The organism is Enterococcus sp. BSD2780061688st2 D3 (genome assembly GCF_005844145.1).
GTDB classification, from domain to species: domain Bacteria; phylum Bacillota; class Bacilli; order Lactobacillales; family Enterococcaceae; genus Enterococcus_B; species Enterococcus_B durans.
Window position 1 is genome coordinate 334,609 of the sequence record NZ_SPHN01000001.1, and the last position, 14,182, is coordinate 348,790.

The 14,182-nt window shown below is 39.7% G+C and carries 16 protein-coding genes; 2 read left to right on the plus strand and 14 right to left on the minus strand.

Annotated elements, in window-relative coordinates; genetic code table 11:
- Window positions 1-26: 26 nt before the first annotated feature.
- The 14 genes from rplW to rpsL all read right to left on the minus strand — a co-directional run bounded on the left by rplW (window position 27) and on the right by rpsL (window position 12,173).
- Window positions 27-317, minus strand: coding sequence for a 50S ribosomal protein L23 (gene rplW / locus FGQ66_RS01535; RefSeq protein WP_002290449.1), 291 nt, complete (start codon window positions 315-317; stop codon window positions 27-29).
- On the minus strand, window positions 317-940 hold the full coding sequence (gene rplD / locus FGQ66_RS01540; protein WP_081133714.1) for a 50S ribosomal protein L4: 624 nt from the start codon (window positions 938-940) through the stop codon (window positions 317-319). Before rplD ends, rplW begins: the two co-directional genes overlap by 1 nt.
- A gap of 27 nt (window positions 941-967) precedes the next feature.
- Window positions 968-1,597, minus strand: coding sequence for a 50S ribosomal protein L3 (gene rplC / locus FGQ66_RS01545; RefSeq protein WP_005880805.1), 630 nt, complete (start codon window positions 1,595-1,597; stop codon window positions 968-970).
- A 30-nt stretch (window positions 1,598-1,627) separates the two neighbouring features.
- Window positions 1,628-1,936, minus strand: coding sequence for a 30S ribosomal protein S10 (gene rpsJ / locus FGQ66_RS01550; protein ID WP_005880808.1), 309 nt, complete (start codon window positions 1,934-1,936; stop codon window positions 1,628-1,630).
- A 359-nt stretch (window positions 1,937-2,295) separates the two neighbouring features.
- A complete protein-coding gene (locus FGQ66_RS01555) occupies window positions 2,296-3,195 on the minus strand; it encodes a ketose-bisphosphate aldolase (protein WP_138301457.1) in 900 nt (299 codons plus the stop codon).
- Between the two features lie 16 nt (window positions 3,196-3,211).
- Window positions 3,212-4,063 (minus strand): class II fructose-bisphosphate aldolase, encoded by an 852-nt coding sequence (locus tag FGQ66_RS01560; RefSeq protein ID WP_138301459.1) that lies wholly within the window; start codon window positions 4,061-4,063, stop codon window positions 3,212-3,214.
- A gap of 18 nt (window positions 4,064-4,081) precedes the next feature.
- Complete coding sequence (locus tag FGQ66_RS01565; protein WP_138301460.1) at window positions 4,082-5,161, minus strand: PTS fructose transporter subunit IIC; 1,080 nt, start codon at window positions 5,159-5,161, stop codon at window positions 4,082-4,084.
- A 14-nt stretch (window positions 5,162-5,175) separates the two neighbouring features.
- Window positions 5,176-5,490, minus strand: a complete 315-nt coding sequence (locus tag FGQ66_RS01570; protein WP_005880814.1) for a PTS fructose transporter subunit IIB — start codon at window positions 5,488-5,490, stop codon at window positions 5,176-5,178.
- A gap of 21 nt (window positions 5,491-5,511) precedes the next feature.
- Window positions 5,512-5,997, minus strand: coding sequence for a PTS sugar transporter subunit IIA (locus FGQ66_RS01575; protein WP_016177183.1), 486 nt, complete (start codon window positions 5,995-5,997; stop codon window positions 5,512-5,514).
- Window positions 5,981-7,468, minus strand: coding sequence for a BglG family transcription antiterminator (locus FGQ66_RS01580; protein WP_113845110.1), 1,488 nt, complete (start codon window positions 7,466-7,468; stop codon window positions 5,981-5,983). The genes FGQ66_RS01575 and FGQ66_RS01580 overlap by 17 nt, the downstream gene beginning before the upstream one ends.
- Window positions 7,469-7,658: 190 nt before the next feature.
- A complete protein-coding gene (tuf, locus tag FGQ66_RS01585) occupies window positions 7,659-8,846 on the minus strand; it encodes an elongation factor Tu (protein WP_005880819.1) in 1,188 nt (395 codons plus the stop codon).
- Window positions 8,847-9,020: 174 nt separating this feature from the next.
- Entirely contained in the window at window positions 9,021-11,108 is a 2,088-nt protein-coding gene (fusA, locus tag FGQ66_RS01590; RefSeq protein ID WP_005880821.1) for an elongation factor G, read from the minus strand.
- A 91-nt stretch (window positions 11,109-11,199) separates the two neighbouring features.
- On the minus strand, window positions 11,200-11,670 hold the full coding sequence (gene rpsG, locus FGQ66_RS01595; protein ID WP_005880823.1) for a 30S ribosomal protein S7: 471 nt from the start codon (window positions 11,668-11,670) through the stop codon (window positions 11,200-11,202).
- 89 nt (window positions 11,671-11,759) lie between these two features.
- Complete coding sequence (rpsL, locus tag FGQ66_RS01600) at window positions 11,760-12,173, minus strand: 30S ribosomal protein S12 (RefSeq protein ID WP_002294318.1); 414 nt, start codon at window positions 12,171-12,173, stop codon at window positions 11,760-11,762.
- 312 nt (window positions 12,174-12,485) lie between these two features.
- On the opposite strand from rpsL, the gene rpiA reads away from it, so the two are divergent.
- Complete coding sequence (gene rpiA, locus FGQ66_RS01605) at window positions 12,486-13,169, plus strand: ribose-5-phosphate isomerase RpiA (protein ID WP_005880825.1); 684 nt, start codon at window positions 12,486-12,488, stop codon at window positions 13,167-13,169.
- 131 nt (window positions 13,170-13,300) lie between these two features.
- A complete protein-coding gene (locus FGQ66_RS01610; RefSeq protein WP_005880827.1) occupies window positions 13,301-13,882 on the plus strand; it encodes a recombinase family protein in 582 nt (193 codons plus the stop codon).
- Window positions 13,883-14,182: the final 300 nt, after the last annotated feature.

Below are 14,182 nucleotides of genomic sequence, written 5' to 3' on the forward strand. Positions count from 1 at the left end.
AATTTAATGAGTTATCTAGTAAGTGCTTATTCAGCAGCTTCGAATAATTGGATTTCTTTTGAATCTTCGGTTAATGTAACGATCGCTTTGCGACGTTTTTTTGTATAACCTGCATATTTGCCCATACGTTTGAATTTCGCACGTACGTTCACGATGTTCACGTTTTTGACTTTAACGTCAAAAGCAGCTTCAACCGCTTGTTTTACTAAAGTTTTGTTTGCGCGAGTGTCCACTTCAAAAGTATATTTCTTGTCATCCATGGCAAGCATTGATTTTTCAGTGATCACTGGGCGTTTGATTACGTCTAGTAAGTTCATTATGCAAGCACCTCCTCAATTTGAGTAAGAGCAGTTTGTGTTGCTAACACTTTTGTACTTGAAACAACATCTAGAACACTAACGTTATCAGAAGTTACTACAGAAACGTTTGGTAAGTTACGTGCTGATAAAGCAGCAAAGTCGTTACCTGTTTCAAGAACAACCAATACTTTAGAGTCAATAGATAAGTTAGCAAGAACTTGTTTGAATTCTTTTGTTTTTGGTGCGTCGAAGCTTAAACCTTCGATTGCTACCAAGTTATTTTCAGCAACTTTTTCTGATAAAACAGATTTCATTGCTAAACGACGAACTTTTTTAGGAAGTTTGTAGCTGTAAGAACGTGGTGTTGGTCCGAAGACTACTCCACCTCCACGCCATTGTGGTGAGCGGATTGATCCTTGACGAGCACGACCAGTTCCTTTTTGACGCCATGGTTTGCGTCCACCGCCTCGAACAGCGCTACGGTTTTTAACCGCATGTGTTCCTTGTCTTAATGACGCACGTTGCATAACGATTGCATCGTAAACAACACTTTCATTTGGTTCAATTCCGAAGATTTCTTCGTTAAGTGTGATTTCACCGTTTTGGCTTCCATCTTGTTTGAATAATGCTACATTCGGCATTCCTTAGTTCCTCCTTTCTTCCTACTATTATTTAGCTTTCACAGCTGATTTGATAGTGATTAATGATTTTTTAGCTCCAGGAACGTTTCCTTTGATCAAGATTACGTTTCTTTCTGCATCAACGCGAACAACTTCCAAGTTTTGGATTGTTACGCGGTTGCCACCCATACGGCCAGCAAGACGTTTGTTTTTGAATACACGGTTAGGTGCAACTGGACCCATTGACCCAGGACGACGATGGTAACGAGAACCGTGAGCCATTGGTCCGCGGCTTTGGCCGTGACGTTTGATAACCCCTTGGAATCCTTTACCTTTCGTAGTACCTGTTACATCAATAATGTCTCCTGCTTGGAAAACATCTACTGTAATTTCTTTTCCTACTTCATATTCTCCTAGCTCAACATTTTTGAATTCACGAATGAAGCGCTTAGGAGTCGTGTTTGCTTTTGCAACATGACCTTTCGCAGGTTTGTTTGATAAAACTTCACGCATATCTTGGTAACCAACTTGAATAGCTTCGTAGCCATCAGTTTCCATTGTTTTAACTTGTAGTACTACGTTTGGAGTAGCTTCTACAACAGTTACTGGAATTAGTTCGCCAGATTCAGTGAAGATTTGTGTCATTCCCACTTTTTTCCCTAAGATTCCTTTGGTCATGAGTACACCTCCATTAATTTTATTTTAGTTTTATAGTTTGATTTCGATGTTAACACCAGATGGTAAGTCTAGCTTCATCAAAGCATCAACAGTTTTTGGTGTTGGGTTCACAATGTCGATAAGACGTTTGTGTGTACGCATTTCGAATTGTTCGCGTGAATCTTTGTATTTATGAGTCGCACGAATAACTGTGTAAAGACTGCGTTCAGTTGGTAATGGAATTGGACCAGACACGCTAGCTCCAGTTCTTTTTGCAGTTTCCACGATTTTATCCGCAGATTGATCTAAAATACGGTGTTCATACGCTTTTAAACGGATACGAATTTTTTGTTTTGCCATCTTGTTCCCTCCTTCGTCTATTTTGAAAAGTAGACATAGCTCCACGAAAATTTCCGTCACGCTCGTTCGTGGCAAAGCGTCCGGGCGTGTCGCAACCTCTCGTTTCTTAGCCGACGAAATCAACTTGATTACGTCCGTGTCGTTTACGTTTGGTAAACGCACCTTTGTAATTATAATATATCTAAATCCACAAAGCAAGGCTTTTTTCCTGTAAATACTAATTTGTTTTCATAAGTTTTCATTTAGGCATGTTTCTACTAAAATATAGTATTATCTAAAAAAGATTCCTTCTATATAAAATAGAAAGAATCTTTTTTAGATAATAGAAAAGCCAGTACTAGGATCGACTCGGTCGTCTGCTAATTCAGTTCTTGGCGCCAAGGTTTGATATTCGCTTGGCGATAGAGTTGCGCTTGCCCAATGGAGTGGAACAGCGTCATTTTTTGTTTAACCACTTTCTTCGCCTCTTCAATACATTCTGGATAGATGGCATTTGGATCCCATAGCTCTGTTGAAGCAAGTATCTCACGGCATTTTTTATAAAACGCATATTTATAATCAGAGGAGATATTTACTTTTTGGATACCGAGCTGCACCGCTTTTTCGATCTCTTCATCTGGATTTGCTGATCCACCATGCAAGACTAACGGGATCGCTACTTTTTCTTTGATTTGTTCAAGGATATCCATCTTCAATTCTGGCTTGACATCTTTAGGATAGATACCATGCGCTGTGCCAATCGCTACTGCCAGAGTATCAATGCCTGTACGCGCAATAAACTCTTCTGCATCTTCCGGTTTTGTATAGGTGACCTTCGAGACACCCCCTTCGACTGAAGTTCCTGTATTCCCAATCGTTCCTAGCTCCCCTTCAACCGAAACACCTATTTTATGACAAATATCCACGACCTCTTTCGTCACAGCAATATTTTCTTCAAACGGCAACAAGGAACCATCGATCATGACTGAGCTGAACCCACAATGGATCGCCCGCATAATACTGGCTAGATTATCGCCATGATCCATATGGATAACAAATGGAACTGGACTATTTTTCACTCGGCTAACTGCATACTGGAAAAACTCATCTTTGGTAAAATCTAATTCTGTCGGATGGACTGCGATAATCGTTGGTGCATCGTTTTCTTCAGCAGCTTCAATGACTACTCGTAAGAAATTGCTGTCTGCTACATTGAATGCCCCTACTGCAAAGTGGTTTTCTTTGGCAATTTCTAATAGTTGATTCATATTGATTAACATTTATTTATCTCCATTCTTATGCTTTATTTTTAGAACCCGAAAGTTCGATATAGACTTTTACTACTTCTTTTCCTGCTAAGGATGCTTGACGGAGCAAGTCAGGATACTCGATCGTCTGATTTTCTTTTAATAGTTGAAAAAGAGAGTTTTTTTGAGCCTTCATAAAATCTGATCCAACATTGATCTTATTGATACCTAATTTGACAGAACGCAGGATCACCGCCTCACCTGCTCCTGAACCCCCATGTAAAACAAGCGGTAAATGGGTTGCTTCTTTGATTTTGCTGATGATATCAAACTGAAACTTAGGTTGATAGCCTTTGGGATACTCTCCATGGCTCGACCCATAAGAAATGGCTAAACAATCCACACCAGTCTCATTAATAAAATGAATCGCTTCTTTAGGATCTGTATACATTTTAGTATCGGTAAACTGATCGCCGTTCACAGCACCCATATTGCCAACTTCTGCTTCTACGCTTGCATTATACGTTTGCGCAAACTGAACAATCATTTTAGTAATCTCGATATTCTTATGCAACGCATACCTCGAAGCATCCATCATGACGCTAGAGAACCCTTCATGTAGGCACTGTTTTACAAAAGCCACATCTTGCCCATGATCCAAGTTTAATGCCACAGGTACTTTTGCCGCTGTTGCCATGCGGATGAGCGGCTTTGTTAGATAAAGATGGCTGAGATGTTCTTTCAAATGATCTTGTAACAAATCAATGATAATCGGTGCATGCATCTCTTCTGCTGCCTGAATAGTTGCTTGTGCAGTTTCTAAATTAAAGCAATTGATCGCCAGGACTGCATAGTTTTCTCGATTGGCTTTTTTTAGCATTTCTTTCATTGAAACATACATGGTATTCTCCTTTACTCGTTAGGATATTTTAATCGAAGAAAAATCGATTTCTTCTTCCTCTTCCACTAATGTGCTAGCAGCGGGTGCTTTTTTCAGTACAAATAACAGAATTCCTGAAACAACCGAGCCTATGAGCAACGCTAGAGTGAATTTCAACGGATCACTCATTGCTGGAATAATAAATACGCCTCCCGAAGGAACAGGAGAACCAACTCCCCAAGACATACTTAGACCACCACCGACCGCCGCTCCTACCGTACAAGAAATCATCACACGTATCGGATCAACTGCTGCAATAGGGATCACTCCCTCTGTGATCATGCATAACCCCATCGGAAAAGCTAATTTGATATTGTCCTCTTCCTCCTTAGAATATTTTGTCTGACGTGCTATTTTTGATAGTATCCACGAGATGGTGACGCCAAATGGTGGGACCATCGAAGCAAGGACTTTGACCGCTTCCGGTTCCTGCACACCTTCCAGCAATAATCCATCCGCAAATAATGAAGCAACTTTATTTACTGGACCACCAAAGTCAAAAGCTGCCATTCCACCCACGATTGCTCCAAATAAAAATTTCCCAGAACCTTGTAACTCACGTAAAAATTCAGTAAGTGCTTCTGTTGCCCAAACAATCGGAAGACCCACCACAAAGAACAAAAGCAGTCCTACGATCAGCGTAGAAACGAGTGGGACAATCATCATCGGCATCAATCCTTGTGCCCAAGCTGGTACCTTTACATGCTTCACTAAAAACAAAACGAAAAAGCCGACTAAATACCCGCCTAGCATTCCACCTAAAAAGCCTGCCCCAATGGCATTAGCAATCAATCCCATAAATAATCCTGGGCCAATTCCTGGTCGATCAGCAATGGAATAAGCAATTGCCGCTGAGATAACAGGCGCCAATAAACCCATCCCTAATACACCTAAAGAAACCAAAGCGTCTGGTACAGTATACGTTGTTTGATAATCTGTTATGACCTTTCCACCAGTCAAATTACCGATTGCTATCAATAGTCCAGCGGTGACCACGATGGGCAACATATACGAAATAGCTGTTAATGCATGCTTTTTTAATTGCAAGCGCTGAAACATTCCACTTCTCCCCTTTACGTTTTATTGATTTCCGTCTCGATTTTCGCTATCAATCCTTTAGGTGCTTTGATCACCATACTCGTTGGTATTTCAATGACCTTTTTTCCACTGAAGCGTTCTTTGCCCCCGATTTTTATATCTGTAGCAAGGATCACCACGTCTGCCTGTGCGATTTCTTCTGCTGTTAGTTCATCTTCAGTTCCAATCGTTCCTTGTGTTTCAATGTGGACCTCATGCCCTAAACTTTTAGCGGCTTTTTCTAGTTTCTGCTTAGCGATATACGTATGGGCAATTCCTGAGGTACATGCGGCTACTCCAACAATCTTCATATTTACTTTCCTCCTTTTTTATTATTCAGATGGCTCTTTTGCTAGTAGAGCCATGAATTCTGTTTTAGTTGTTGCATGTATCAAGTTGTCAATAAACGTTTCTTCTGCTAACAACATGGCTACCTTTTGCAATAATTTGATGTGGACGGTGTTTGCATCTGTGTCTTTAACTGCAAACAAAATAATCACTTGGACTGGCTGATCATCTAATGTTTCCCACTTGATCGGTGTTGAAACTTTACCGACTGCCAAGCATGTTTTAAGTACACTTTTGGATTTGCCATGGGGAATAGCTAACCCATTTCCAATACCTGTCATCCCCTCTTTTTCACGTTGAAAGACATCTTTTAAAAACTCGTCAACATTCGTGATACTACCGTTTTTTTCTAGTAATTCACTCAATTCACGAATTACTTCTTCTTTTGTTTTCGCTTTCATTTCTAGATAGATCAACTCCTCGGTGATCACATCAGCAATACTAAATTCTGTTTCATTTTTCACTCCCATTTTCTATCTCTCCTAACTTCTCTTTCACACGATTTTCGTCTTGTTTCGTAAATACTGAATTCACTAAAATCATCGGTGTTTCAGAAGAAATAGTGAGATGGACAGTCGTTAGAATCAAGTCGATATTAGAAAACTGTGTCTGATTTTTTTGATACTGACGTGCAGATACAACAGCAATGATCTCTAATTCAGGAAATGCCTTTTTGACTTTCACTTTTAATAATTCTGAAGTCCCGACACCGCTACTGCACATGATCAACACTCTTTTTTTTATGGGGATCAGTTCCTTGTATTTCACAAAATAAAGGGTCAAGAAGCCGATTTCATCTTTTGAGATAGGGTTCGTATGAAATACTTGTTGAACCATTTGACTGACATAGGCTACTTGTTTGAATGTTTGGGTATATTCTGATTCGATATCATTCAATAAATCGTTTTTGATGATGATATGGTGTTTCAATCGGTACAATAGGGGTTGGATATGGTTATATAGATCTTGCTGATACAATTCTTGGTCAATAGCAATCCCCATTAGTTGACTCATATTCATAGAGAAAAATTGCGTGATCTCTTTCGCCTCACTGAATAGATTCTGATAGCTGATTGCGCCATTTTCTACTCTAGAAGACACCAAGTATTGAAAGAGATAAAATGTCTCACTTTCTGGTAAAGAGATATTTAGATAATTCCCCATTTTATCCATCACTACACGTGCTAACTCATATAGTTCTTGATTGTATTGAATGATTCTCTGGTCTTCTTCTTCTAGGCACCAAGATTCATCTTCTAATTGAATGTTTCCTTCCCGACAACGTTTCAATAAAATATAAATATGCGAAAAGATATTCATCCCATAAGGATACGCAATTCCGCTGACCAATTGTTGCTCAATATATTCCAGCATCGTTGTAATAAAGTTGATATCAAATGAATTGGTCGAGTAGTTATTTGTGAAAGATTGTTTATCCTCTAATAAATTGAAGCTCAACAACATGTTGACGACTTTGCGAATATTTCGTTCTGTCCCTTCGATCCCTACTCTCTGTCCGTGACGCTTGAGTTTCAGGTCATTGTCTTTCAAGAACAAGCTGATTTTATTCAGATCATTACTGATTACTGGATCACTGATGTAATAAGGATGGAACAACTCATGGATCAATAACTTTTTCGGTGATTTGAACAATAAAGTTAACAATATTTCATTTCTTCTTTCCAAAGGTCCCTGTCTACTTCTGCTTTCAGTATTCTTCACATTTTCTTTTAAATAGTTAGCATAATCTAAACGGAACCCTTTACCGACTTCTGCCAAAATGATATCTCCATGTTTAGATGCCTCATTGATTTTTCTGATTGCCCGATAGATCGTCTTAGTGGAAACATTCGCAAATCCAGCTAGTTCTTGGGCTGTAAGGGTCAATCCATGTTTGATAAAACACTCGATCATTTCTTTTTCTCTTCTACTTAGCTGCATTTGACTCCCCCCTTGTCCATAACTATAATCGAAATTCCTCTTATCTGATTTTTTGTTCTGTCCATTAATTTGGACAGTTGAAACATTTAGCTTCTTCGAGAAAATAAAAAAAGCCTGGAATGAAGATCAAGAGATCTTTCATTCCAGACTTCAACGTCCGAGTAGATGTAACTTTTTAGGCTTAATCTAATTAAGCTTTGATTTCTGTAACGACACCGGCACCAACTGTACGTCCGCCTTCACGGATTGAGAATTTAGTACCGTTTTCGATAGCGATTGGGTGGATTAATTCAACTTCCATTGTTACGTTGTCGCCAGGCATAACCATTTCAGTTCCTTCTGGTAATTCAACAACACCTGTTACGTCAGTTGTACGGAAGTAGAATTGTGGACGGTAGTTAGTGAAGAATGGAGTATGACGTCCACCTTCTTCTTTAGTCAACACGTATACTTCTGCAGAGAATTTTGTATGAGGTGTGATTGTACCTGGTTTAGCTAAAACTTGTCCACGTTGGATGTCTTCACGTGCAACACCACGTAGTAAAGCACCAATGTTGTCTCCAGCTTCAGCGTAGTCTAATAATTTACGGAACATTTCAACACCAGTAACTGTTGTTTGAGCTGTTTCTTCTGCGATACCAACGATATCTACAACGTCACCAACGCGAACTTGTCCACGTTCAACACGACCTGTAGCAACAGTACCACGACCAGTGATTGAGAATACATCTTCAACTGGCATCATGAATGGTTTGTCGTTGTCACGTTCTGGAGTTGGGATATATTCGTCAACTGCAGCCATTAATTCAAGGATTTTTTCTTCGTATGAAGCGTCGCCTTCTAGAGCTTTCAAAGCTGAACCAGCGATTACAGGAACATCGTCACCAGGGAATTCGTATTCTGTTAATAAGTCACGAACTTCCATTTCAACTAATTCTAGTAATTCTTCGTCATCGACCATATCTACTTTGTTCAAGAATACAACGATGTAAGGAACACCAACTTGACGAGATAATAGGATATGTTCACGAGTTTGAGGCATAGGGCCATCAGCAGCAGAAACTACTAAGATAGCTCCGTCCATTTGTGCAGCACCAGTGATCATGTTTTTAACGTAGTCCGCGTGTCCTGGGCAGTCAACGTGAGCGTAGTGACGAGCGTCAGTTTCGTATTCAACGTGAGCTGTTGAGATTGTGATTCCGCGTTCGCGTTCTTCTGGAGCACCATCGATTTGATCGTAAGCCATAGCTTGGCCGCCGTTTTTCTTAGATAGTACTGTTGTGATTGCTGCTGTTAAAGTTGTTTTACCATGGTCAACGTGTCCGATAGTACCAATGTTAACGTGTGGTTTAGAACGGTCAAATTTTTCTTTTGCCATTTTAAAATGTCCTCCTAAAAATACAATATAATTTTTTTTATTTGTCTGATAGGTATGTGGCAACCAGACGGTCACCCACATGCCCATATCATCGATAATTATTTTACACGAAACTATATTAAAAATATAGTCTCTTTGGATAATCCGTTAAACGGACGATCCGGTTTTAAGAAATTATTCAGCTTTTCCGCCGTTTTTCTTAATGATTTCTTCTTGAACTGATTTTGGTACATCTTCGTAGTGGTCAAATGTCATAGTGAAAGTACCACGACCTTGAGTAGCTGAACGAAGAGTTGTAGCATAACCAAACATTTCAGCAAGTGGAACCATCGCACGAACAACTTGTTGTCCGCCAGCGCGTGCTTCCATACCTTCAACGCGACCACGACGTGCAGTAACGTGTCCCATAACATCACCTAAGTAATCTTCAGGGATAACGACTTCAACAGCCATGATTGGTTCAAGGATAACTGGATTAGCTTTCTTAGCTGCTGCACGTAATGCCATAGAAGCAGCAACACGGAAGGCAGTTTCATTTGAATCGACATCATGGTATGAACCATCGTAAAGTTTAGCTTTGATATCAACTAATGGATATCCAGCTAAGACACCATTTTCCATAGCATCTTTCAATCCAGTTTCAACAGCTGGAATGTATTCACGTGGAACAACCCCACCGACGATCGCATTTTCAAATTCAAAGCCTGCGCCTTCTTCGTTTGGTGTAAATTCGATCCATACGTGACCGTATTGACCTTTACCACCAGACTGACGTACAAACTTACCTTCGGCTTGAGTGCCAGAACGGAAAGTTTCACGGTAAGATACTTGAGGAGCACCTACGTTAGCTTCAACTTTGAATTCGCGACGCATACGGTCAACGATGATGTCTAAGTGAAGTTCACCCATACCAGCGATGATTGTTTCGCCTGTTTCAACGTTTGTTTCAGCGCGGAAAGTAGGATCTTCTTCAGATAGTTTTTGCAAAGCGACACCCATTTTATCTTGGTCAGCTTTTGATTTTGGTTCAATAGCGACTTGGATAACTGGTTCTGGGAATTCCATTGATTCAAGAATAACTAGATTCTTTTCATCACATAGTGTGTCCCCAGTAGTTGTATCTTTCAAACCAACTGCAGCTGCGATATCTCCAGCGTAAACTTCAGAGATTTCAGAACGTGAGTTAGCATGCATCTGTAAGATACGACCTACGCGTTCGCGTTTGCCTTTTGTAGCGTTTTGTACGTATGAACCTGATTTCAAGACACCAGAGTACACACGGAAGAAAGTTAAGCGACCTACGAATGGGTCAGTCATAACTTTAAATGCTAAAGCTGAGAAAGGAGCGCTGTCGTCTGCTGGACGTTCAACTTCTTCATCAGTTTTAGGGTCAATCCCTTTGATAGCAGGGATATCTAACGGTGATGGCAAGTAAGCAAGAACTGCGTCCAATAATAATTGAACCCCTTTGTTCTTAAATGCTGAACCACATAATACTGGGTAGAAATCAACGTTAAGAGTTGCACGACGGATTCCTTCTTTTAACTCAGCTTCAGTGATTTCTTCACCTTCTAAGTATTTCAAAGTAAGATCTTCATCAGTTTCAGCTACAGCTTCCACTAATTTTTCGCGCCATTCTTCCGCTAATTCACGGTATTCTTCAGGGATTTCTCTTTCTTCGATTTCAGTCCCTAAGTCATTTGTATAAATTTCGGCTTTCATTGTTACAAGGTCGATAATACCTGTAAAGTCATCTTCCGCACCGATTGGTAATTGGATTGGATGAGCATTTGCTTGTAAACGATCATGTAATGTTGATACTGAATATAAGAAATCAGCACCGATTTTATCCATTTTGTTTGCGAATACGATACGAGGTACACCGTAAGTTGTTGCTTGACGCCAAACTGTTTCAGTTTGAGGTTCAACACCTGATTGTGCATCAAGAACTGTTACAGCACCATCAAGTACACGTAATGAACGTTCAACTTCAACTGTGAAGTCTACGTGTCCTGGTGTGTCGATGATGTTGATGCGGTGACCCTTCCATTGTGCTGTTGTAGCAGCAGAAGTGATCGTAATCCCACGTTCTTGTTCTTGTTCCATCCAGTCCATTTGTGAAGCTCCTTCATGAGTTTCACCAATTTTATGGATTTTACCAGTATAGTACAAGATACGTTCAGTAGCAGTCGTTTTACCAGCATCGATGTGGGCCATGATACCAATATTACGAGTGTTGTGTAAAGAAAATTCTCTGGTCATTCTCCTTGTTTCTCCTCTCTTTACTATCTAGTTGCTAAAAATAAGGATACTTTCTGATGGTCGGTATAAAACCGACCACGCAGAGAGGATCTTACCAGCGATAGTGAGCAAACGCACGGTTGGCATCAGCCATTTTATGAGTGTCTTCACGTTTTTTAACAGAAGCACCAGTGTTGTTTGCAGCATCCATGATTTCTTTTGCTAAGCGTTCTTCCATTGTATGTTCACCGCGCAAGCGAGCGTAGTTAACAATCCAACGAAGCGCTAAAGTCACACGACGTTCAGGGCGAACTTCAACTGGTACTTGATAGTTTGAACCCCCAACACGACGAGCTTTAACTTCAAGAACAGGCATGATATTTTTCATTGCTTGTTCAAATACTTCTAGTGGGTCGTTACCTGTAGATTCTTCAACAATCTTAAAGGCGTTATAAATGATATTAGCTGCAACACCGCGTTTTCCGTCAACCATTACACGGTTGATCAAGCGAGTTACTAATTTTGAGTTATAAATAGGATCTGGTAAAACATCACGTTTTGCAACAGGACCTTTACGTGGCATCCGTAACTCCTCCTTCCGAAATAATATTCATAGTAATTGCTCCGCTACTTATTAAGTAGAAGCAAGTTTCATTTGTTTAATAATTAAAATTAAGCTTTAGGTTTTTTAGTACCGTATTTAGAACGGCTTTGTTTACGATCGTTTACACCAGCAGTATCTAGTGCGCCACGAACGATGTGGTAACGTACCCCTGGTAAGTCTTTTACACGTCCACCGCGTAATAGTACCACGCTGTGTTCTTGTAAGTTGTGACCAATCCCTGGGATATAAGCAGTAACTTCAATTAAGTTTGACAAACGAACACGAGCATATTTACGTAAAGCTGAGTTCGGTTTTTTAGGTGTCATAGTACCCACACGAGTTGCTACCCCACGTTTTTGAGGAGAGTTCACGTTTGTTTGAGTTTTCTTAAAGCTGTTATATCCTTTGTTCAAAGCAGGTGAATTTGATTTTTCCACCTTTGATTTACGAGGTTTACGTACTAATTGGTTAATTGTAGGCATTCCTTGTTTCCTCCTTCCCACTATTCGCGTCTAGTTCCACACATCCAGGTGGTTCTTTTTTTGCGATAAAAAATAAATGCAATCTATGCATCTTTATCAAATATGCTTTGATAAACAGTCAGCACGCCTCTTAAATAGAGACCTGTAGATAAAGCACCTTGGTTAGAATATCATGAATAAAAAAGGATGTCAACTAGTGTTGTACTTTTTTTTCAAACCAACAAAATACTCCAAATGTTTGGTATCTTTTTATACGGTTTCCATATAAAATAGCTATGAAAGATCAGACTCAAAAAAAGGTGGAAGCAAAAAATGAATCTAAAACAATTAGCTGGTATCGAAGCTGCAAAATTTGTAAAAGACGGAATGATCGTCGGATTAGGTACAGGCTCAACTGCCTACTATATGGTAGAAGAAATCGGCCGTCGAATGCGTGAAGAAGGATTGAAGATCACTGGTGTAACTACTTCAAATGCAACAAAAGAACAAGCTGAAACACTCGGCATCCCTTTAAAGAGTATTGATGAAGTTACAGAGGTCGATTTGACGATTGACGGCGCGGATGAAATCAGCCAAGATTTCCAAGGAATCAAGGGTGGCGGCGCAGCACTTCTTTTCGAAAAAATCGTAGCAACTTATTCAAAACAAACCATTTGGATCGTTGATGAATCGAAACTGGTGGCTAAACTGGGCAAGTTCCCTCTTCCTGTAGAAGTCATTCCCTACGGTTCACAACAATTGATGCGTATCTTCACAAAAAAAGGCTACAATCCTGTGCTCCGATCAACTGAAACTGGCGAAACTTTAGTCACTGACGGCGGCCATTACATCATTGACCTTCATCTTGATGTCATTGAAGATCCTGAAAGCTTAGCAACATATCTTGACCAACTCGTTGGTGTAGTCGAACATGGACTATTTTTGAATATGGTGACAAAAGTCATCGTCGGTGCCGATGGAGGCGTCACAGTAACCGATACCCCTTTTCAAAAATAGAAATTTTTTTACGATTTCTGTAAAAAAACGACGCGTTTAAACAAACATAAAAAACTATCTTTTTAAAAGACTTTATGCTACATTCTTACTGTCATAGATAGTCAGAAAATCATTGCTAGAAAGGAATCACCATGAAGATTATTGGTTATGCACGCACAACCATAAATGATGTTGATCTAACATCACAGGTTGAACAACTCTCTAATTTTGGTTGTCAAGAAATTTTTCACGAGACATATGAGTCGAAGGATGCCATGTCTGATAACATTTGTTTAGAAAAAGTCATCAAAGAAATGCGCCAAGGTGATACTTTAGTGATCTGCCAGCTGCATCGTTTAGGAAAGTCGACCCGACAATTAACAGAACTAACGCAATTATTCAAAGACCGTGGGTTACACCTTGTCAGTCTTCACGAAGAAATCGATACTCGTGAACCAATGGGAAAAATTTATTTTCAGTTAATGGAAGGCTTAGCTACTATGGAGTGCTCATTGATCAAAGAACGCACTTTAGTAGGCCTCGACGAAGCACGTAAAAAAGGAAAAATTGGCGGACGACCAAAAATCGATCCAAAAACAATCAAAAAAATCCGCAGACTTTACTACGAGAAAAAAGAAACGATTCAATTGATTTCTTCAAAATGTGGCGTATCAGTCGGAACGTGTTATAAATATATCAACCTCCCAGAAAAAGAGATCCAGCAGTTATCTTAACTGATTGTGCCAACTCATTTTGACTGAAATAGAAAAAATGAATCTCTCCACTTAGTGAGGTTGAAGGATTCTCGGACTTAGTTCCGTGATCATGAGCAATGGTTATCCGAGGCAAGAGACTCTGCTCTAAAAAAGAAGTATCAAGAACATGTGAAGATGTTCTGATACTTCTTTTTTATGTAGCGACCTTTTTTTCAGAAAGACTCGTAAACATAGAGAAGATTCGTTCTAACAATGATGCGGTGTACTTATTATTTCCTGTTTACTTCTATAAAATTTCGTTGTTTTTCTTTTATGGTA

Excerpts from the sequence above, each read along its gene's own strand:
- rpiA (WP_005880825.1), top strand. The coding sequence starts at position 12,486 with ATGAATCTAAAACAATTAGCTGGTATCGAAGCTGCAAAATTTGTAAAA.
- tuf (WP_005880819.1), bottom strand. The coding sequence starts at position 8,846 with ATGGCAAAAGAAAAATTTGACCGTTCTAAACCACACGTTAACATTGGT.
- rpsJ (WP_005880808.1), bottom strand. The coding sequence starts at position 1,936 with ATGGCAAAACAAAAAATTCGTATCCGTTTAAAAGCGTATGAACACCGT.
- FGQ66_RS01575 (WP_016177183.1), bottom strand. The coding sequence starts at position 5,997 with ATGGGAGTGAAAAATGAAACAGAATTTAGTATTGCTGATGTGATCACC.
- FGQ66_RS01565 (WP_138301460.1), bottom strand. The coding sequence starts at position 5,161 with ATGTTTCAGCGCTTGCAATTAAAAAAGCATGCATTAACAGCTATTTCG.
- FGQ66_RS01560 (WP_138301459.1), bottom strand. The coding sequence starts at position 4,063 with ATGTATGTTTCAATGAAAGAAATGCTAAAAAAAGCCAATCGAGAAAAC.
- FGQ66_RS01555 (WP_138301457.1), bottom strand. The coding sequence starts at position 3,195 with ATGTTAATCAATATGAATCAACTATTAGAAATTGCCAAAGAAAACCAC.
- fusA (WP_005880821.1), bottom strand. The coding sequence starts at position 11,108 with ATGACCAGAGAATTTTCTTTACACAACACTCGTAATATTGGTATCATG.
- rplW (WP_002290449.1), bottom strand. The coding sequence starts at position 317 with ATGAACTTACTAGACGTAATCAAACGCCCAGTGATCACTGAAAAATCA.
- rpsL (WP_002294318.1), bottom strand. The coding sequence starts at position 12,173 with ATGCCTACAATTAACCAATTAGTACGTAAACCTCGTAAATCAAAGGTG.
- FGQ66_RS01570 (WP_005880814.1), bottom strand. The coding sequence starts at position 5,490 with ATGAAGATTGTTGGAGTAGCCGCATGTACCTCAGGAATTGCCCATACG.
- FGQ66_RS01580 (WP_113845110.1), bottom strand. The coding sequence starts at position 7,468 with ATGCAGCTAAGTAGAAGAGAAAAAGAAATGATCGAGTGTTTTATCAAA.
- rpsG (WP_005880823.1), bottom strand. The coding sequence starts at position 11,670 with ATGCCACGTAAAGGTCCTGTTGCAAAACGTGATGTTTTACCAGATCCT.
- rplC (WP_005880805.1), bottom strand. The coding sequence starts at position 1,597 with ATGACCAAAGGAATCTTAGGGAAAAAAGTGGGAATGACACAAATCTTC.
- rplD (WP_081133714.1), bottom strand. The coding sequence starts at position 940 with ATGCCGAATGTAGCATTATTCAAACAAGATGGAAGCCAAAACGGTGAA.
- FGQ66_RS01610 (WP_005880827.1), top strand. The coding sequence starts at position 13,301 with ATGAAGATTATTGGTTATGCACGCACAACCATAAATGATGTTGATCTA.